The following is an 18,272-nucleotide window of genomic DNA, read 5'->3' as shown; positions in this document are numbered from 1 at the left end:
TGCCGTGCCGCCGCGTCGAAAGCTTCTATAACCTGTGTATGAATGGGGCTTAGGCGGGGTCCGGTTCGGCGAGCGCCGCCACCAGTTCCGTCAGCATGTCGGGGTCGAGCGGCTTTTCGATCCAGCCGGTCGCTCCCGCAGCCCGCGCCGCCGCCTTGAAGGAGTCGCCCGATTCCGTCGTGAGGACGAGGATGGGGGTCGCCTGGTAAGCCGGGTTGCCGCGCAGTTCGGCGATCAGATCGAGGCCGGTCTTGCCCGGCATGTGCTGGTCGGTCAGCACGAGGTCGAACGGGATGGCGAGGGCGTTTTCGAGCCCTTCGTTGCCGTCCGCCGCGAGCGTCACTTCGTAGCCGGCCGTCGTCAGCGTCGCGGCGAGAATCTGCCGCATCGATGCTGAATCGTCGATTGCCAGGATGTGCCTGATCATGAAAAACCTCGCTGCGCTTACGCTATGGATCGCCGGGCTGTTCGCGCCAGTCGGGCGCGTGAACGGTCAGGCGATCGCCGTTTGTTACTGGGTCGCCCGCGTCGCCGCGGACACCTTCGGTGCAACCGTCACCGGTTGCGCAAGTCTTTGCAGCAGCGGCTTGGAGCCGGCTGCGTCGTCCGACAGGGTGGTCGTGGTGGAGTCGTCATGGTTGAGCGCCTCCTCCGACTTTCTGTTCAGCACGATGATGCTGATGCGGCGGTTTTCCGGATCCATCGGGTCCGCCTTGTTCAGGTTCTGCGTCGACGCGAGGCCGAGCACGCGCATCACCTTCGCTTCGTCCATGCCGCCGGCGATCAACTCGCGGCGCGACGCATTGGCGCGGTCCGCGGACAGTTCCCAGTTGCTGTAGCCCTTCTCGCCGCCCGCGTACTGCGCGGCGTCGGTGTGTCCCTGCACGATGATGCGGTTCGGCACGTCGTTCAGCGTGTGGCCGATTTCGCGCAGGATGTCGCGCATGTACGGCTCCACCTGATCTCTCGCCGTGGCGAACATCGGCCGCTTCTGCGAGTCGACGATTTCGATGCGCAAACCGGTCAGCGTCGAATCGATCCGGATCTGCTGCTTGAACTGGCGCAGCACCGGATTCGCCTCGATCGCGGCCATCAGCTTGACCTGCAGATCGTGCAGACGGACCTGCTCGCGGCGCTCCAGCTCGCCCTGCAACTGCTTGAGCGAGTCTTCCGGCGCATGCGACGCGGTGCGCTCGGTGCGGTTGTTCGTGCCGTCGGTGGAGCGCGTCACGCCCTGCGCGTCGGTCGAGATGTCGCGGCCGCCGCCCTTCAGAAAGCTTGAATCCTCGGCGCTGCGGTCGCCGCCCCACAGCGTGATCTTCAACGGCTGGTTGAAGTACTCCGCGATGCCCTTCAACTGCACCGTGGAGGCCGAGCTCAGCAGCCACATCAGCAGGAAGAACGCCATCATCGCGGTCATGAAGTCCGCATACGCGAGCTTCCACGCGCCGCCGTGATGGCCCGCCTTCTTCGGCGCGGCGCGCTTGACGACAATGGCGCGGTCTTTGTCCTTGCTCATCGCTTCGGTCCCCGGCGCCCGTTACTTGGCCTTGACCCGGCGCACATGCTCTTCCAGCTCGGCGAACGACGGGCGTTCGGTCGAGAAGAGCACCTTGCGGCCGAATTCGACGGCGATCGCCGGGGCATAGCCGTTCAAGCTGGCGAGAATCGTCACCTTGATGCACTGGAACATCTTGGTCGACTCGGTCACGCGCTGTTCGGCGACGCTCGCGAGCGGCCCGATCAGTCCGTACGAAAGCAGAATGCCGAGGAAGGTGCCGACCAGCGCCTGGGCGATCATCTCGCCGAGCACCGCGGGCGGCTTGTCGGCGGAGGCCATCGTGTGCACCACGCCCATCACAGCGGCCACGATGCCGAACGCCGGCATCGCGTCGCCGACCTTGTTCAGCGCGTGCGCGGGCGCCTCGCCTTCCTGGTGATGCGTTTCGATTTCCTCGTCCATCAGGCTTTCGATCTCGAACGCATTCATGTTGCCGCCCACCATCAGACGCAGATAGTCGGTGAGGAACTCGATGATGTGCTTGTCGGCGAGGATCTTCGGATACTGCGTGAAGATCGGGCTCTTCGACGGATCGTCGATGTCGGCTTCGAGCGTCAGCGTGCCTTCCTTGCGCGCTTTCGCCAGCAGGACGTAGAGGAGCGCCATCAGCTCCATGTACACGTCCTTGTTGTACTTCGCGCCCTTGAACAGGGTTGGAATGACGCGCAGCGTCGCCTTGATCGTCTTCATCCCGTTGCCGAGAATGAACGCGCCCACCCCGGCGCCGACGATCATCAGCACTTCAACGGGCTGCAGCAGCGCGCCGAGATGACCGCCTTCCAGCGCGTAACCGCCGAAAACGGACAAAAGCGTCACGAGTGTTCCCACGAAAATCAGCACTGCGGAGCCCTCACAAAGAAGCGACGGTGACCGTCGTTAAACTGGTTTACGGCAAGCGGGCAGAAAACTTTGACGGAAAAGCGGCCTGCCGCTCCGGTGTAAACCAGAGGCAAGTCAAAGCGGCGCAGTTGGGGCCGGGACTAGGTGGCCTGGCGGAAGGACGCGTCGGGACGGGGTGCGCTCGGGTGCCGGGGCACGCGGGCGGCGGATGACGGGCGCCAGGCGGCGGGCCACCGGCGATGCCGGCCCGCGCGCTGGCGGCCGGGCCGCGACTCAGGCTTCGAGCGCGGCGAGACTCTCGCGGGCCCGGGCGTCGGCGAATTTCTTTGTCTTACCGGCGCGCGAGGGCGGCTGGCAGAGGCCGCAGACGAACGCATGCTGCGGATCGTGCGCATGCGCGACAAAATGCCCGCCGCAGCGGCAGCAGGGCGTCATTTGCAGCATCCCGGAGTCGAAAAAGCGCACCAGGGTCCAGGCGCGCGTGAGACTGAGCACGGGCTCGTCGTCGTGCAACTGGACGTGCTCCTGATAGAGCCGGTAGCTCTTCACGATCGACTGGATCGTCTCGCAGCCGCCATGGCCGGCCATGAAACGGTAGATGTTGTAGAACAGCGACGAGTGAAAGTTCGGCTGCCAGGTCATGAACCAGTCGGTCGAGAACGGCAGCATGCCCTTGGGCGGCGACACCCCTTTCAGTTCCTTGTACAGCTTGATGAGCCGGTCGCGCGACAGGCTGGTTTCAGCCTCCAGCAATTGCAGCCGCGCGCCGAGTTCGATCAGTTCGATCGCGAGGGTGATTTCCCTCACTTCGAGCACCACGCTTTTATAGGCCATCCGCTTGCATTGCCCCCGTCCTGATCGCTTCGTGTGAGGTGCGGGCTGTCATCAGCCGAGTTGCTCGACGGGCTGGCTTGCCATCAGGATCGCGGAATGCGCCTGAGCCACGGCGCTGGATTTGCCCTTGTCCGCCAGAGCGGACAGCACGGCATGGTCATCGAAACGGAAACGGCACAGCACCTGATTGGACGCCGCCAGCTTGACGGTCTGCGCCAACGACAGATTGGCAAGTACGTCGGCTAGCTGGTCCGAAATCCCCATGCGAAACATGCCCATCGGCTTGTCTTCGCGCAGCAGCCGCTGCGCGAGCAGGAGATAGGACAGGTTGACTTCTCTGATCTCATTGAGCATATCGCTTGTCGCGCTCATGATTCCCCCGGGGTGTATCTGGCTGGTCAGGCCGTTACGGAAACGTTTGCTCGAACGCGCGCACTTAAACGCACGAATCGGCTCGTTTCTGGTCTTGCACGCATTGTCTCGAATGGGGGCGCGGACGAAAATCGGACAGACACCCAGCCTGTTTGACGGATTAATCCGTCATTCATGTAGGAATTTTTCCTACACCGCACGAGTGGGAAATGAAGTGAAAGGAAAGTGGGGCAATTCGCTTCAAGCCGCTATGCCATTTGAATTTTTCTTTGACGGCGATGCGAGGCGGACTCGGGTATCCGAGTGCTTCGCGGCGCGCCCCTCGGAAGGGTGAAAAACAATTATAAGACGTTTTCACCTCTGCGTAATACGCCCGATATAGGCGCGCCTTTCGCGTGTCAGGCGCGCGCCTTGCTACTGGCCTGCGCGGCTTTGACAGCGTGCGGGCAAGGCGGCCGCGAACATCGCCGAGTCGCTGGTACGGCCTTTCGGACAAACCTGTAACGGCCCATGTTTCCCGCTGTAACAACATTAAGCGTTTGAAAAATAACTCGAATTGGCGCGGCCAATCCCGATAATGAAGCTAAGGGATTACCCGATGCAGGTTCGGAGCACCCCCGGGCGGCGGCTAACCGCGCCCAACCGTCCGTCAGGCATTCGCTCCTCGCTCTACTCGAGCGCCGCTGTGCGAAGCCGTTCTGAATAGGAGAATACGCATGCGAATCGCACAAATTGCGCCGTTGTACGAAGCCGTCCCGCCGAAACTGTACGGCGGCACCGAACGCGTCGTGTCGTACCTGACCGAAGCGCTGGTCGACCTCGGCCACGACGTAACGCTCTTTGCGAGCGGCGACTCGGTGACCTCCGCGAACCTCGACGCCTGCTGGCCTCGCGCGCTGCGCCTCGATCCCACGATCCGCGACGCGCTCGCTCCGCACGTTCTGATGATGGAGAAAGTGCGCAAGGTGGCGCATGAATTCGACGTACTTCACTTTCACCTCGACTACATGCCGTTCCCGCTGTTCACGACGATGCACACCCCGTTCGTGACCACGCTGCACGGCCGGCTGGACCTGCCGGAGTTACAACCGGTATTCGACGCTTTTTCAAACGTGCCGGTGGTGTCGATTTCCGATTCGCAACGCGTGCCGCTGCCGCAGGCGAACTGGCTCAACACGATTTACCACGGCTTGCCCGACCAATTGCTGACGCCGCAGGCGCACAAGAAGCCGGAGTACCTGGCGTTCCTCGGTCGTATCTGTCCGGAGAAGCGCGTCGATACAGCTATCAAGATCGCTGCACAAAGCGGTTTGCCGCTGAAGATCGCCGCCAAGGTGGACAAGGTCGACCAGGACTATTTCAAGCGCGAGATCGAGCCGCTGCTGTCGCAGGCGCACGTGGAATTCGTCGGCGAGATCAACGAGGCGCAGAAGCCCGAGTTTCTGTCGGGCGCCAAGGCGCTGCTGTTCCCGATCGACTGGTCGGAGCCGTTCGGCCTCGTGATGATCGAATCGATGGCGTGCGGCACGCCGGTGATCGCGTTCAACCGCGGCTCGGTGCCGGAAGTGATCGACCACGGCGTGACCGGCTACATCGTGGAGGACGTCCAAGGCGCCGTGGCCGCGCTGCAGCGTCTGGACGAACTGTCGCGCACCGAAATCCGCGCGCAGTTCGAACGCCGCTTCAGTTCGACGACGATGGCGCAGAACTACGTCGACAGCTATTCGGCACTGATCGAAGCCACGCGCCGCCCGGTGCTGCGCCAGGTGGCGGTGGGCTGACAGGCGGAGCGCGAGCGGTTGATGCGTTTTTGCAATGAACAGGCGGCTATTATTTCTGCCGCCTGTGCCGCTTTCCTTTTCGCCGGTCAATTCGCAGGGAATTCACGATGTGAATCGTTTGCGCGCCCGGCAACTCGGGAGTTTCGCTCCCTTTCTCCAGAAAAAAGCCGCCCTTAAGGGTGGCTTTTTTTACGCGGCATGGATGCGCTTCCAACGTCCGATTAGAGCGAAGCGAATAAAGATCGAGTACGCCAACCTTCATTCAGCTTTCGCACCGGCGGCCAATCGGCTTAAGCCGCGCCAATCAGAAAACGTTCGCGATTCTTGCCGACGATCCACTTGGGCGGCTTGCCGCGCCCGCTCCATGTATTTCCCGATTTCGGATCCTGGTACTTCGCCGGCAGCGGCGCCTTCTTGGGCGGACGGCCGCGCTTGGCGGCCACGGCGAAGCCGAGGTCCTGCGCGGTGAGACCGTATTCGGCGATCTTTTGGCGGATGTCGGCGACAACATTGTCGATTTCCGTACGACGGGCTTCTTCAGCCTGTGCCTGTAATTTGGCGATCTGCGCCTTGAGGTCTGCATATTGAGACATTGTGGTTCTCCCCTTTCTGAACTCATTCGCTCGAAGATTAACTGCAATTATGCGGATTCGCAATGGCGAACAATACCGATTTAGGACGATATCATCTGATAATAATTAAGCGTCGTTGAATTGTTAAACGACATCTTTATTCACCAATAAGAGGTAAAGCTGGTCTCGGTATTGACAATTCTTGACACCTGCTTTGTCCGGCTTTCCCTAAAATTGCGCATTCCCAAGATGCGCGGGCGCACGTAGCCGTCCGTGTCCCCAAGAGCGTCTGTCTTTTTAGGATCACCAATCATGCAGTTGTCAAAGCGCCTCGCGGCCGAACTTTTCGGCACTTTCTGGCTCGTGCTCGGCGGGTGCGGCAGCGCGGTTCTCGCCGCCAACTTCGCCGGCCCGGTCCACGGTTTGGGCATCGGCTTCGTGGGCGTGTCGCTTGCCTTCGGCCTGACTGTCCTCACCATGGCTTTTGCGATCGGCCACGTTTCCGGCTGCCACCTGAATCCGGCGGTGAGCGTCGGCCTGACCGTCGCCGGCCGCTTTCCGGCTCGCGACCTGCTGCCGTACATCGTCGCGCAGGTGATCGGCGCGGTGCTGGGCGCGCTGGTGCTGTCGTTGATCGCCTCCGGCAAGCCCGGCTTCGATCTGATCGCCAGCGGCTTCGCCAGCAACGGCTATGGCGAGCGCTCGCCGGGCCATTACTCGCTCGCGGCCGCGTTCATTTGCGAAGTGGTAATGACCGGCTTCTTTCTGTTCGTCATCCTCGGCGCGACCGACAAGCGCGCGCCGGCTGGTTTTGCACCAATCGCGATCGGCCTGTGCCTCACACTCATTCACCTGATCTCGATCCCGGTCACGAACACGTCGGTCAACCCGGCTCGTTCCACCGGCCCGGCGCTGTTTGTCGGCGGCGCGGCGATGGATCAGTTGTGGATGTTCTGGGTCGCACCGATCATCGGTGCGGTGATCGCAGGTGTGCTGTACCCGCTCATCGCGGAAAGCCGCAGCGGCAAGTCGCAGAAACTGGCAATCGACTAACCAGCGAGTGCATTTGCGAGACTGTTGGAACGGGCGCTAAGGCGCCCGTTTTGTTTGGTGCCAGGGCTCGGCCGTTTGACCGTGGCTGGAATCACAACGATTGTCATTGGGGGCCGCGATGGTCGAGGCGACTACGGCGATCGCCGCGGCGGATGGCACGGCTGGTCGTCACGCCGGGCAAGTCGCGGCGGACGCGACTTGATGGCCTGACGCTCGTTGCGGCTGCTCGCGAAGGCATCAAGGCACAGCGCGCGCCGCAGCCCGAACACGACGAATAATCGGCCCGCGTCCACGAAGGTGGATGCGGGCCGATTTCATTTTCAGGTCATCAGGCTATCAATTCGTCGTCGATCGAGAAGAGCTTGCGCAGATGGTGCGCAACGCCCGCTTCGAAGTTGTTGCCGATGCGCGGCACGTTCGGCAGGCGCGTGATGAGGTCGGGATTGGCATTGTTCATCATGAACGGATGACCGGCCGTCTCCAGCAGGTCGATATCGTTCATGTTGTCGCCGAACGCCACGCACAGCGACGCATCGACGCCGAGGCGCTCGAGCACGATCTGCAAGGCGCGGCCCTTCGACACGTTCGACGTCATCACTTCCAGACAGTCCGGCAGCGAGTAGGTGACATAGAGCGCGTCGCCAAACTCGCGCGCGAGATTCGCCGCCACCAGCGCGAGATCGGCAGGCTCGCCGATATAGAGCGCCTTTGCGATGTCGACGCCGTCGTGGTTCGGCAGGTCCGTCACCTCGTAGGTGAAACCGGAGTCCTGGTGATATTTCAGCAGATGCGGCGCATGGCGGTCGATCAGCCACGCCTGGTCGGCGAACAGGTTGACGATCACACGGCCATGCGCGCCGGCGATTTCGGGCAGGACAAGCCGTTGCACAATTGCCGGCGGCAGATCGTCCGCGTGGAGGACCGTATTGTCGGGCGCGTGGATGCGCGCGCCATTCGAGGTGATCAGATACGGGCTGATGCCCAGTAAGTCGCGAATGCCCGCGACGTCGCAGTAATGGCGGCCCGTGGCAATCACGAACCGCACGCCGTCGCTTTCCAGCTTGCGCACGGTAGCGACGGTGAACGGGTCGAGCTGGTGGTCGGCGTTGAGTAGCGTGCCGTCGAGATCCGTGGCGATGACTTTATACATGTGCGGGCAGCCGGGCAGCGTCAAAGCGTGCATTTTACCGTTGCCGGCCCCGTTCGCCGGCTCGCGCTCGCGATGCACCAACCCCACGCGCTCATCCTCACCCCGTGAGGCGAGCCGCTTCGCGCTGCGCGAGCCGCAAGCCGCCATGCGCGGAATCGGCCAAGGGTTCGCGCAAGCGCGCCTGGTAAATCTGCGGCACGTATTCGCGCAACGGTGCGCCCAGCCCGCCGCACAACGCAATCGGCAGGCTCGCCGACGGGTCGAGCGCTGCGATCATCTTCCCCACTTCAGCGCCCGCCTCGCCGAGCAGCCGCGCCGCGAACGGATGCGTGCGATGCGCGATGACGATCGGCGCGAGCCTCGCATACGCGGTCTGATTGGCCTCGCATAGCCAGACCACGAGGCCGTCGCGGTCATGCGCGCCGGTATGGGCGAGCAGGGCTTGCGCCAGATCGTCGTTGGGTCCGCGACCGTCGAGCGCGTGCTGCGCGTGCACGATGGCGCGCACTCCGAGCCAGGCGCCGCTCGCCTCATCGCCCGATGGGAAACCGTAGCCGCTGACAATCCGGCACTTGCCGTCAGCGCCGAGCGCGGCCGCGACACTGCCGGTGCCAAGCGCGACGATCACGCCTTGCGCGCCGCCGTGCGCACCCAGCAAGGTCGTGTAGGCATCGCTTTCAATGGCGAGCCCGGCTAGCGCGGGCGCCCGCGCCCGAAAGGCGCTCAACCAGTCGCGATTGTTGACTCCTGCCAAGCCGCAGCCGAGCACGCAGCGCGACCAGTCCAGCGTTGCGCCGACGCTTGCGAATGCGTCGGCGCAACCGGCCGTGATTGCCTCCCAAGCCCGTTCCACGCCGAGCCCCAAACCCGATGGTGCGCCCACCGCCTGCGCCAGTTCACGGCCGCGCGCGTCGCCGAGCACGACTCGCGTACCGCTGCCGCCGCCGTCAATGCCGATCAGAAAAAAGTCGTTGTTCATCGAATCGAATGGGTTCGGGTGGGAATAACGCATAGCGTGGCAGGTCAGTTTCAATCCCGCAATCGGCCAAACGGCCAGCTTGCGGCGCGCCCGGCTTCCGCTATGCTGGCGGTCGCCATCACAACGCAGGAGCGCGACAGTGACTGAACGATGCAACTGGGTGTCGAGCGAAGCGCTCGCACACTACCACGACACCGAATGGGGCGTGCCCTCGCGCGACGACCGGCATCTGTTCGAGATGCTCGTACTGGAGGGCGCGCAGGCGGGTTTGTCCTGGTCCACGATTCTCAACAAGCGGGCCGGCTATCGCCGCGCTTTTGCCGACTTCGACATCGACAAGGTGGCGCGCTTTACGCCGAAACAGGTGGAAGCGCTGGTGCTGGACGAAGGAATCGTCCGCCACCGCGGCAAGATCGAAGCGGCCGTCAACAACGCTCGCGCCGTGCAGCAGATTCAGGCGGAACATGGGTCGCTCGCCAACTTCGTCTGGTCGTTCGTCGACCAGACGCCGATCCAGAACGAGTGGACGTCGTATAAGCAGGCGCCTGCGTCGACGGAGGTGTCGGACGCGCTCAGCAAGGGGTTGAAGCGTTACGGCTGCAAGTTCGTCGGCTCGACTATCTGTTACGCGTTCATGCAGGCTGTCGGCATGGTGAACGACCACGAGGCGAACTGCATGTGCCGCGCGCGATGCGTGGCGCTCGCCAAGAAGGAACGCAACCGGAAAGCGGGTTGAGACGGTTGCGGTTCATCGCGGCTGGGAGGTCGACGCGCCATCGGGTAAAGCCCTGCTGCGCTTTCTGGCGCGATCGGTCGTTATGGTTATGAGCGCGGCGCGGTCGAGGACCAGAAGCCGAATCCGTGAATTGAAGGTGTTTCGCGTTGTTAGTCCGAAGTTGGTAAATCGGCGCCAACGGGATACTTCAACTCATGCGCTGAATCAATGACCAACCGCTGTGCAAACGCGTGGGGACGACCATGAAAACGCTTAACTTCCTGACGCATCAGGACATTTTCGACCAGGCCGTGGGGCACCTGTTCGACCAGAAACGCGCTGCGCTGCTGCCCCGCGGCGGCGGCGCCTACCGCGGCTATTGCGGCGGCTGCCCGGTGGGCAACTTCATCAAGCCACGCGACTATATGACCGCGATGGAAGGCGTCCCGGTGCGCTATATCGGCAAAACGCCCGCTGAGGTGCCCGCCTATATGGACGTTGGCGTATCAGCACTGAAAAATGCGCTCTTGCGCGCGCGCATCAACGTGTACGACCAAGCCACCGTCGATCTGCTCAGTTGCCTGCAAAACGTGCACGACGTCTTCGGTACTTGGGAATGGCGTGAGCGTTTGACCTCGATCGCCCGCCAGTTCGGACTGTCCGCCGAGAGACTGAAGAGCGCCGCATAACACTCGGCAATAGCGCAACAATACGCGGCGGCACGGCAATGCACGAACCAGCGTCAAAAAAAGCCGGCACTCGAAACGCGACATGCCCCAAAAAGCAAAACGGCGATGTGGCTTCTTTCGAAGCTCACACCGCCGTTCGGCCGTGCGGAAAAAACGTGCTTAGTGCAGCTTTTTCGGCAGCATCTGGCTACGCAGACGCTTGTGCAGACGCTTCACAGCAGCTGCCTTCTTGCGCTTACGCGCCGTGGTCGGCTTTTCGTACGATTGGCGCTCACGCAGTTCTGCGATCAGGCCATTTTTTTCGATAGCACGACGAAAGCGGCGAATCGCCACTTCGAACGGCTCGTTTTCTTTCAGAAGAATCGTCGTCATGTAATTCCTAACTCAATCACTGATATGGGTTGATTGCGTGGCGGGAGACCGCTCACGCGCCGGCCCTCCGGTCGCTCCGATTCATGGCCAGTAACAGGCAAACGCGGGAAGAACCCGGCCAAACCATGAATGAAACGAGAGGCAAAGCGGCCACGGAGGCCGGAAAAGAGAGGTGCGGAGCTCACCGCGGAACGCGGACAGACGTATTGCAAAATGCCGCGCCTGCTGCCGTTTCGCCTAGCTTTCACCAACGAAAAACATTGACGAAACCGGCAAAGATCTCAATTCACTCCCGATAATATCAGGAAACCGCCCATCGTACCAGGGGTTTAGGGATTCCGCCAGGTCCGTCGAGTGATCATGCGCTCGCCTCGTCCAGTTCGCGGATATCGGCGCCGGTCAGCACCAGGTGGACCGCCGCCGCCAGGCTGTTGAGCTGCTCGACCGAAGTCGCGCTGGCGATCGGCGCGGTCACGCTCGGCCGCGCGATCAGCCACGCCAGCGCGACGGTAGCCGGCGTGCTGCCGTGCCGCTCGGCGACGCGGTCGAGCGCGCCCAGAATCCGCAGACCGCGCTCGTCGAGGTACCTCCCGACCCGGCTGCCGCGCGCCTTATTGACCAGATCCGCCGGCGAGCGGTACTTGCCGGACAGAAAGCCGCTTGCAAGGCTGTAGTACACCACCACGCCGAGTTGGCGGGCGAGCGCCACCGGTTCGATATCGCTTTCGTATTCGGCGCGGTCGTACAGGTTGTACTCCGGCTGCAACAGTTGATATTCGGGCAGACCGTGCCGGCGGGACACGGCGAGCGCTTCCTCGATACGCGCGCCGCCGTAGTTCGAGGCGCCGATCACCCGCACCTTGCCCGCCTCGATCAGCTTCTGGTAGGCGCCCAGCGTTTCCGCGAGCGGCGTGTCGGCGTCGTCGTCGTGGGAAAAGTAGATGTCGACGTAATCGGTTTGCAAGCGTCGCAGCGAGTCCTCGAGCGCCGCCTGGATGTTGGCCGCCGACAACCCCTTGCGCCGCGGATGCTTGGACACCTTGGTGGCGAGCACGATCCGGTCGCGCCGGCCACTCTTGCGCAGCCACTTGCCGATGATGGTCTCCGACTCGCCGCCCTGGTTGCCGGGCACCCACGCCGAATAGACATCGGCGGTATCGATGAAGTCGAGACCGGCATCCACGAACGCATCCAGGATCGAAAACGAGGTCGCTTCGTCGGCCGTCCAGCCGAATACATTGCCGCCGAACATGAGCGGCGCCACCTCCAGTTCCGAACGTCCAATCCTGCGCTTTTGCATGATTTCTCCTGGCTTTTTCACGAGAGCAATCGAGAATACGCCGTCTCCCGGATGCCTGCAGCAAAGCGTGCCGACCGGGCCGCAAGCCTTGCCTGGCGGCGCTCGGGGCACCAGGCAAGGCAAACGTTTGGGACCCCATTACAGAAAGTTCCTCAAGTTTTTTTTAGAGGGGCCGTCAACCTTCACTGAGGCGGCCAGCAATGAACGAGTGCTTCCGCCGATGCCAAACCTGGCGTACTGGGCTCAAGGCTTATTTAGGAGATTTTCCATGCTCGGAATCAATAGCAACATCAACTCGCTGGTTGCACAGCAAAACCTTAATGGCTCGCAAAGCGCCCTTTCGCAAGCCATCACCCGCCTGTCGTCGGGCAAGCGCATCAACAGCGCAGCCGACGATGCGGCAGGTCTCGCGATCTCGACGCGTATGCAAACGCAGATCAACGGCCTGAACCAGGGCGTGTCCAATGCGAACGACGGCGTGTCGATGATCCAGACCGCCTCGAGCGCACTGTCCTCGCTGACCTCGAGCCTGCAACGTATCCGCCAACTGGCCGTGCAGGCATCGACCGGTTCGCTGTCGTCGAGCGACCAGGCCGCGCTGCAGAAGGAAGTCGCCGCGCAAGTCTCGGAAGTGAACCGTATTGCGTCGCAAACGACGTACAACGGCACGAACATTCTGGACGGCTCGGCAGGCAGCGTGACGTTCCAGGTCGGCGCGAATGTCGGTCAAACGATCAGCCTGGATCTGAGCCAGTCGATGTCGGCTGCGAAGATCGGCGGCGGTCTGGTGCAAACGGGTCAAACCGTCGGCACGGTGTCGGTCAGCCTGGACGCTGCTGGCGCCTACACGGCTACCGGCGCGACGATCACCGCGGTCAACGTGCTGTCGGACGGCAAGGGCGGCTACACGTTCACGGACCAGAACAACCAGGCGATCAACTCGACCGTCGCCGGCGCGATCTTCAGCACGGGCACGCAGTCGGGCACCGGCACCGCCATCACGACCCTGGCGCTCAGCGCCGGTGCAACGACGACGGCAGGCGCGGGTTCCGCTGCTCAGGTTGCGGCAGTTGCGCAGATCAACGCGATCAACAGCCCGCCGACGGTTTCGGGCCTCGACATCAGCACGGTCACGGGCGCGAACCAGGCACTGGTCTCCATCGACAATGCACTGCAGACGGTGAACAACCTGCAAGCATCGCTCGGTGCCGCGCAAAACCGCTTCACCGCAATCGCAACCTCGCAGCAAGCTGAATCGACGGACCTGTCGTCGGCACAGTCGCAAATCACGGACGCCAACTTCGCACAGGAAACGGCGAACCTGAGCAAGGCGCAAGTGCTGCAGCAAGCGGGTATCTCGGTGTTGGCGCAAGCTAACTCCAACCCGCAGCAAGTTCTGAAGCTCCTGCAGTAAGAGCCGACGCGGCAACGGTGATGCGCCGCGCGAAAAGCGCGGCGCATCGCCGGTTTCAAGCAACGGGAGGCATGCCTCCCGCTCTGCATTTGCATGACCCAGTGATGTAGTATCGCGCACCACCTAATACAGATTCCTAGACGCCGGAGCCTCTGCATGTCCACGATCTCAACCTCGTCTGCCACAGCAAGCGCCAACGCCGCGCTGCAGTCGGCCGCTCAGTCGATCATCAGTGGTTCGACGGGTAATTCGTCGATGGACGTGTCGTCGCTCGTCACGGCACTCGTCAACGCCAAGACCGCGGGACAAACCGCGACGCTGGCGGCGCAACAAAGCAAGGACAACACCACGCTGTCCGCTTACGGCGCACTGAGCTCCGCGCTCGCCGCACTGCAGTCGGGCGTCACGAACCTCGCCAACGGCACCACGCTGTCGTCCTTCGCGGCCACCGCGAGCGGCACCGGGCTGACCGCGACAGCCGGCGTCGGCGCCGTGGCCGGCACCTACTCGGTCGCGGTCACGCAGATCGCCAGCTCGCAGGCATTGTCCTCGGCGGCCTTCGGCACCAGCGCGCAACTGGGCACCGGCACGCTGTCGATCGCGCTCGGCGGCAAGTCGATGGACATCAGCATCGACAACACCAACAACACGCTCTCGGGCATCGCGTCGGCAATCAACGCCAGCAGCAACAACCCCGGCGTCACGGCGACCATCGTGACCGGCACGGACGGCGCCCACCTCGTGCTGCGCGCGGCGAACACCGGCGCGTCGAACGTGATCAACGTGTCGACCAGCAACGTCACGAGCGACAACGGACTTTCGAGCCTCGGCGTGACCTCGACCGCGAGCACCACCGGCGGCCAGTCGTCGATCGTCTCGGCGAATGCCGGCAACGCCTGGACGCAAAGCGGCTACGCGCAGGACGCGCAGTTCACGGTTGGCGGGATCGCGGCCAGCAGCTCGAGCAACGCCGTGACCGGGGCCATTTCGGGTGTCACGATAAACCTGGCCGCGGCATCCGCGGGGACCACGCAGACGCTGACCATTGCGCAGGACACCGCCTCGCAGAACACCGCGATCACCAATTTCGTGAGCCTCTACAACACTGTCATCGCGACGATGGCCACGCTCACCTCGTACAACGCCGGATCGTCGTCGCAAGGCGCGCTGCTGGGCGACTCCACACTGCAGACGATCAAGAACACGCTGGCGACGATCATTGGCGGCGCGGTCGGCTCGGGCAGCAGCGGCGCCACGCTGGCGGCGATCGGCATCACGCTGAAGGACGACCCGGCGGACGGCACGCTGGTGGTCGACAACAACAAGCTGAACACCGCCCTCACGAGCAGCCCGGCTACCGTCGCCACGCTGTTCAACACGACCAACGGTATTGCCGAGCAGTTGAACACGAGCATTACCAACTTCACGAAGACCGGCGGCATTATCGACACGCGCAAGACCGCGCTGAACGCCGACCTCAAGAGCATCACCACGCAGCAAACCGCCCTCGCCGACTACACCACGCAGTTGACGGATCAGTACCAGGCGCAGTTCACCGCCCTGAACACGTTGATGGCGACCATGAACAACAACTCGGCCTACCTGACCGCGCTGTTCGGCGGCAAGGACAGCGCCGGCGCGATGGCCACCAACAAGAGCTAAGCCACATGGACGCGCACGACATGAATCAGACGGAACTGGCCAAACAGGTGCTGTCGATCACACGGGCAATCGAACAGGCCGCGTCGCTCGCCGACTGGCTGGAAGCGGCCCGCCTGACCGAAGCGCGCTCGCCATTGCTGATGCAGCTCACAGCGGACCAGGAACCGGCCGCGCTCGAGATGATCCGCGAGGTTCAGGCCATCGACGCAGCGCTGCTCGCGGACGCGGCGACCACCCAGAACGAACTGCACATCGAGTTCGAAGCGGCGATCGGGCGCACCAAGGCCGCCGGCGAATACCAGCGGGTCGCGCAACTCTGACTCCGCTTGCTGCCCGGCAGCCGCTGCGGGCCGAAGCGATTCAACCGGCTCGCGGGATCGCCCCGCTGGACGGCACCGCAACACCGAACCGCGGCACCCGACAATAAGAACCAGGCGCCGAAGTGAGGCGCGCTCTTCCTCAGCCCGCCTCGTGCGGGCTTTTTTCTGCGTTTCGGGCTCCCGCCCACGTTCGCCATACGCCAAACAGGCGGTCTTTTTACCGTCATCTCCGCGCATCGGAAAGGTGCGCCCGGTCGCACAATTTCCTTCATAGACCATTCCGTGCCGAGACCATGACTCTCCTGACCGAGCAGCCGACCGCTGAAACCCTGACGCCCGAGCAACAGCTCGAACATGACATCGCCTTGGTCCTGCAGGCCGCGCTTCAGCATCATCACAAGGGAGAGTTCGACGACGCCGAAGCGCTGTACAAGGCGATCCTCGAAGCCAAGCCCGCCCATGGCGACGTGCTGTACAACCTCGGCGTGCTTTGCGTGCAGTGCAAGCGTCCCGCCGACGGCCTGCCGTATCTCGAAGCCGCGCTCGGCGGCGCGCCGAATAACGGGCAATTCTGGGTGGCATATATCAACGCGTTGATCGACGCGGGACAGACTCAGGCCGCCTGGCTGGCGCTCGAAATGGGACAGCAACGGGGCTTGAAGGGGCCGGCGGTCAACGGGCTGATTACGCGCATGGCCCATGACGGCGGCGGGTACGCCACCTCCGCGGTCGCTTCCGTGGCTGCCGCGCCCGCGCCGACCGTGCCTGCGGCCGCTGAAGCGGATCAGGAAACCGCGGCCGCGAAAGTCGCGGCGAGCGATACGCGCCGCCCCACCCCGCAAGAGATGAATCGCTTCAACACGCTCTTCAACAAGGGCCACATTTCCGACGCCATCAAACTCGGACGAAGCCTGGCGGAACGATTTCCGGCGCATGGTCCGGCATGGCGTTCGCTCGGCATCGCGCTTCATCGCGGCGGCCAGTATGTCGAAGCCATTGCAGCCCTGAAAACCGGCATATCGCTGGGCAGCGACGACGCCGAGGCGCGCAAGGCCGTCGCCGACCTGCTGCGAGTGACCGGTCAGCATGCCGACGCCGAAGCCGAGTGCAGAAAGCTGCTTGCGCTCAATCCCGACTATTCGGAAGGCCATCGTGTGCTCGGGCTCGTACTCTCCGCCCGGGGCGAGCACCGCGAAGCGATCGCCGAGTGCCGCCGCGCGGCCGAGCTGACCCCCGAGTATGGCGAGTCCCACGGCACCCTGGGCGTGGTGCTGCTCGACTACGGCGCCTCGCAAGAGGCGGAATCGAGCTTTCGCCGTGCGCTCGATCTCGAACCCAGGAACGCGATGACGCGCAGCAATTTGCTGTTCAGCATCGCGCACAACCCCGACATCGACACCGAGCAAATTTACGCGGAGCATCGCAAATACGCGCAGGTTCATGAAGCATCGCTGCGCCTGCCCAAGCCGCGCCACACCAACAGCCGCGCGGTGGATCGCACGCTGAAAGTGGGCATCGTCTCCGGCGATCTGTTCCGGCACGCCGTGTCGTCCTATTTGATGCCGGTCATGGAGCCGCTCGCACAAGACGAGGGCCTGGCGCTGCACGTCTACTACAACCACATCGTCGAGGACGACTACACCCAGCGCCTGCGCGGCTATGCGAAGCAATGGCGCAACGTCTCCAGCATGACGGATGAGGCGTTCATCGCCCAGGTTCGCGCCGACAAGATCGACATCCTGATCGACCTGAGCGGGCATACCGGTCGCAACCGGCTGCAGGCGTTCGCCCGCAAGCCCGCGCCGATCCAGGCAAGCTGGATCGGCTACCCGGCGACCACCGGCCTCGACGCCATGGACTACTATCTCAGCGACAGGTTCTTCACGCCGTTCGGCGACATCGAGCGTCAGTTCTCCGAGAAGCTCGTGCATCTCGCGGCGATCGGCCCATTCCAGCCTGAAAAGAACGCGCCGCCGGTCAACATCTTGCCGGCCATGCACAACGGCTACATCACTTTCGGCAGTTTCAACCGCTTGAACAAGCTGCGTCCCGACGTGATCGCCCTATGGGCGAAGCTGCTTCGCGAGCTGCCCACCGCGCGCATGGTCCTCGGTTCGATGTCCGGCGACGACGGCGACGAGAACCTCGTCAACTGGTTCGCCAACGAAGGCATTTCACGCGATCGCCTGAGTTTTCGTCCGCGCTCCACGATTGCGGTCTACCTGCAACAGCACTATCAGGTCGACATTTGTCTCGACACGTTCCCCTACACCGGTTCAACGACCGTTCTGAACTCGTTGTGGATGGGCGTGCCCACGCTGACGATGGCCGGCAAGACCATGGCGAGCCGGGCGGCCGCGGCATGGCTATCGCACTCGGGCCTGCAAGCGTTCGTCGCCGGTAACGCGGATGACTTCGTCGCAAAGGGCGTCGAGCTTGCCGCCGACATCCCGGCGCTCGCCAGCCTGCGCACGTCGTTGCGCGAGCGTTGCATGGCGTCGCCCGCGTTTCAGCCCGAGCGGGTTGCGAACAGCCTTTCGAGCGCGCTTCGCACGATGTGGCGACGCTGGTGCGACGGCCTCGCCCCCGCCGCGTTCAGCGCCGACGGCACTCAACCCGCCAGCAACAACCCGGTCCACGCCACGCCGCGGTAGTCAC

At 63.2% G+C, this 18,272-nt stretch carries 18 protein-coding genes; 8 read left to right on the top strand and 10 right to left on the bottom strand.

Features of this window, described 5'->3' with window-relative positions; all coding sequences use genetic code 11:
• Window positions 1-49: 49 nt before the first annotated feature.
• The 5 genes from ACTJLC_RS08525 to flhD form a co-directional block, all read right to left on the bottom strand.
• Window positions 50-427 (bottom strand): response regulator, encoded by a 378-nt coding sequence (locus ACTJLC_RS08525; RefSeq protein WP_073427788.1) that lies wholly within the window; start codon window positions 425-427, stop codon window positions 50-52.
• Window positions 428-511: 84 nt separating this feature from the next.
• Entirely contained in the window at window positions 512-1,519 is a 1,008-nt protein-coding gene (gene motB / locus ACTJLC_RS08520) for a flagellar motor protein MotB (protein ID WP_440843602.1), read from the bottom strand.
• Between the two features lie 21 nt (window positions 1,520-1,540).
• The gene (motA, locus tag ACTJLC_RS08515) at window positions 1,541-2,401 is read right to left on the bottom strand and encodes a flagellar motor stator protein MotA (protein WP_073427790.1); all 861 of its coding nucleotides are present in this window, start codon (window positions 2,399-2,401) and stop codon (window positions 1,541-1,543) included.
• Window positions 2,402-2,674: 273 nt separating this feature from the next.
• Window positions 2,675-3,235, bottom strand: coding sequence for a flagellar transcriptional regulator FlhC (gene flhC, locus ACTJLC_RS08510; RefSeq protein WP_073427791.1), 561 nt, complete (start codon window positions 3,233-3,235; stop codon window positions 2,675-2,677).
• A gap of 51 nt (window positions 3,236-3,286) precedes the next feature.
• Window positions 3,287-3,607: a flagellar transcriptional regulator FlhD gene (gene flhD, locus ACTJLC_RS08505; protein ID WP_013589958.1), complete on the bottom strand. Its 321-nt coding sequence runs from the start codon at window positions 3,605-3,607 to the stop codon at window positions 3,287-3,289.
• A 716-nt stretch (window positions 3,608-4,323) separates the two neighbouring features.
• Here flhD and ACTJLC_RS08500 point away from each other — a divergent pair.
• Complete coding sequence (locus ACTJLC_RS08500) at window positions 4,324-5,388, top strand: glycosyltransferase family 4 protein (RefSeq protein ID WP_440843598.1); 1,065 nt, start codon at window positions 4,324-4,326, stop codon at window positions 5,386-5,388.
• A 290-nt stretch (window positions 5,389-5,678) separates the two neighbouring features.
• On the opposite strand, the gene ACTJLC_RS08495 is transcribed toward ACTJLC_RS08500, so the two are convergent.
• Entirely contained in the window at window positions 5,679-5,981 is a 303-nt protein-coding gene (locus ACTJLC_RS08495; protein WP_007179981.1) for an H-NS histone family protein, read from the bottom strand.
• A 291-nt stretch (window positions 5,982-6,272) separates the two neighbouring features.
• Between ACTJLC_RS08495 and aqpZ the strand changes: the two genes are divergently transcribed.
• Window positions 6,273-7,013 (top strand): aquaporin Z, encoded by a 741-nt coding sequence (gene aqpZ, locus ACTJLC_RS08490; protein ID WP_440843596.1) that lies wholly within the window; start codon window positions 6,273-6,275, stop codon window positions 7,011-7,013.
• A gap of 328 nt (window positions 7,014-7,341) precedes the next feature.
• On the opposite strand, the gene ACTJLC_RS08485 is transcribed toward aqpZ, so the two are convergent.
• On the bottom strand, window positions 7,342-8,163 hold the full coding sequence (locus tag ACTJLC_RS08485) for a Cof-type HAD-IIB family hydrolase (protein ID WP_114163590.1): 822 nt from the start codon (window positions 8,161-8,163) through the stop codon (window positions 7,342-7,344).
• Between the two features lie 97 nt (window positions 8,164-8,260).
• Entirely contained in the window at window positions 8,261-9,142 is an 882-nt protein-coding gene (locus ACTJLC_RS08480) for a BadF/BadG/BcrA/BcrD ATPase family protein (RefSeq protein ID WP_440843594.1), read from the bottom strand.
• Between the two features lie 139 nt (window positions 9,143-9,281).
• Here ACTJLC_RS08480 and ACTJLC_RS08475 point away from each other — a divergent pair, with 139 nt between their 5' ends.
• Window positions 9,282-9,878 carry a DNA-3-methyladenine glycosylase I gene (locus ACTJLC_RS08475; RefSeq protein ID WP_440843592.1) on the top strand — a complete coding sequence of 199 codons (597 nt, stop codon included), beginning with the start codon at window positions 9,282-9,284 and terminating at the stop codon, window positions 9,876-9,878.
• A 242-nt stretch (window positions 9,879-10,120) separates the two neighbouring features.
• Entirely contained in the window at window positions 10,121-10,546 is a 426-nt protein-coding gene (locus ACTJLC_RS08470; RefSeq protein WP_083085914.1) for a hypothetical protein, read from the top strand.
• Between the two features lie 159 nt (window positions 10,547-10,705).
• Here ACTJLC_RS08470 and rpsU read toward each other — a convergent pair whose 3' ends face one another.
• Together rpsU and ACTJLC_RS08460 are read right to left on the bottom strand one after the other, a co-directional pair.
• Window positions 10,706-10,918 (bottom strand): 30S ribosomal protein S21, encoded by a 213-nt coding sequence (gene rpsU, locus ACTJLC_RS08465; protein WP_006050883.1) that lies wholly within the window; start codon window positions 10,916-10,918, stop codon window positions 10,706-10,708.
• 358 nt (window positions 10,919-11,276) lie between these two features.
• The gene (locus ACTJLC_RS08460; RefSeq protein ID WP_440843590.1) at window positions 11,277-12,218 is read right to left on the bottom strand and encodes an aldo/keto reductase; all 942 of its coding nucleotides are present in this window, start codon (window positions 12,216-12,218) and stop codon (window positions 11,277-11,279) included.
• A gap of 268 nt (window positions 12,219-12,486) precedes the next feature.
• Here ACTJLC_RS08460 and ACTJLC_RS08455 point away from each other — a divergent pair, with 268 nt between their 5' ends.
• The 4 genes from ACTJLC_RS08455 to ACTJLC_RS08440 all read left to right on the top strand — a co-directional run bounded on the left by ACTJLC_RS08455 (window position 12,487) and on the right by ACTJLC_RS08440 (window position 18,268).
• The gene (locus ACTJLC_RS08455) at window positions 12,487-13,632 is read left to right on the top strand and encodes a flagellin (protein ID WP_073427797.1); all 1,146 of its coding nucleotides are present in this window, start codon (window positions 12,487-12,489) and stop codon (window positions 13,630-13,632) included.
• Window positions 13,633-13,788: 156 nt separating this feature from the next.
• Window positions 13,789-15,294, top strand: a complete 1,506-nt coding sequence (gene fliD, locus ACTJLC_RS08450; RefSeq protein ID WP_440843587.1) for a flagellar filament capping protein FliD — start codon at window positions 13,789-13,791, stop codon at window positions 15,292-15,294.
• Between the two features lie 5 nt (window positions 15,295-15,299).
• A complete protein-coding gene (locus tag ACTJLC_RS08445) occupies window positions 15,300-15,614 on the top strand; it encodes a flagellar protein FliT (protein ID WP_440843585.1) in 315 nt (104 codons plus the stop codon).
• Between the two features lie 302 nt (window positions 15,615-15,916).
• Window positions 15,917-18,268, top strand: a complete 2,352-nt coding sequence (locus tag ACTJLC_RS08440) for an O-linked N-acetylglucosamine transferase family protein (RefSeq protein WP_440843639.1) — start codon at window positions 15,917-15,919, stop codon at window positions 18,266-18,268.
• Window positions 18,269-18,272 lie beyond the last annotated feature (4 nt).

The sequence above is a fragment of the Paraburkholderia sp. 22099 genome, assembly GCF_052045835.1.
In the GTDB taxonomy this organism is placed as follows: Bacteria; Pseudomonadota; Gammaproteobacteria; order Burkholderiales; family Burkholderiaceae; genus Paraburkholderia; species Paraburkholderia terricola.
The sequence above is the reverse complement of the archived record's forward strand: the minus strand, read 5'-3'. Positions and strand labels throughout refer to the sequence as shown.

Coding starts and splice junctions, on each gene's coding strand:
- flhD (WP_013589958.1), bottom strand. CDS start 3,607: ATGAGCGCGACAAGCGATATGCTCAATGAGATCAGAGAAGTCAACCTG.
- ACTJLC_RS08455 (WP_073427797.1), top strand. CDS start 12,487: ATGCTCGGAATCAATAGCAACATCAACTCGCTGGTTGCACAGCAAAAC.
- rpsU (WP_006050883.1), bottom strand. CDS start 10,918: ATGACGACGATTCTTCTGAAAGAAAACGAGCCGTTCGAAGTGGCGATT.
- flhC (WP_073427791.1), bottom strand. CDS start 3,235: ATGGCCTATAAAAGCGTGGTGCTCGAAGTGAGGGAAATCACCCTCGCG.
- fliD (WP_440843587.1), top strand. CDS start 13,789: ATGTCCACGATCTCAACCTCGTCTGCCACAGCAAGCGCCAACGCCGCG.
- ACTJLC_RS08485 (WP_114163590.1), bottom strand. CDS start 8,163: ATGTATAAAGTCATCGCCACGGATCTCGACGGCACGCTACTCAACGCC.
- ACTJLC_RS08470 (WP_083085914.1), top strand. CDS start 10,121: ATGAAAACGCTTAACTTCCTGACGCATCAGGACATTTTCGACCAGGCC.
- ACTJLC_RS08525 (WP_073427788.1), bottom strand. CDS start 427: ATGATCAGGCACATCCTGGCAATCGACGATTCAGCATCGATGCGGCAG.
- ACTJLC_RS08445 (WP_440843585.1), top strand. CDS start 15,300: ATGGACGCGCACGACATGAATCAGACGGAACTGGCCAAACAGGTGCTG.
- ACTJLC_RS08460 (WP_440843590.1), bottom strand. CDS start 12,218: ATGCAAAAGCGCAGGATTGGACGTTCGGAACTGGAGGTGGCGCCGCTC.
- motB (WP_440843602.1), bottom strand. CDS start 1,519: ATGAGCAAGGACAAAGACCGCGCCATTGTCGTCAAGCGCGCCGCGCCG.
- ACTJLC_RS08495 (WP_007179981.1), bottom strand. CDS start 5,981: ATGTCTCAATATGCAGACCTCAAGGCGCAGATCGCCAAATTACAGGCA.
- ACTJLC_RS08500 (WP_440843598.1), top strand. CDS start 4,324: ATGCGAATCGCACAAATTGCGCCGTTGTACGAAGCCGTCCCGCCGAAA.
- ACTJLC_RS08480 (WP_440843594.1), bottom strand. CDS start 9,142: ATGAACAACGACTTTTTTCTGATCGGCATTGACGGCGGCGGCAGCGGT.
- aqpZ (WP_440843596.1), top strand. CDS start 6,273: ATGCAGTTGTCAAAGCGCCTCGCGGCCGAACTTTTCGGCACTTTCTGG.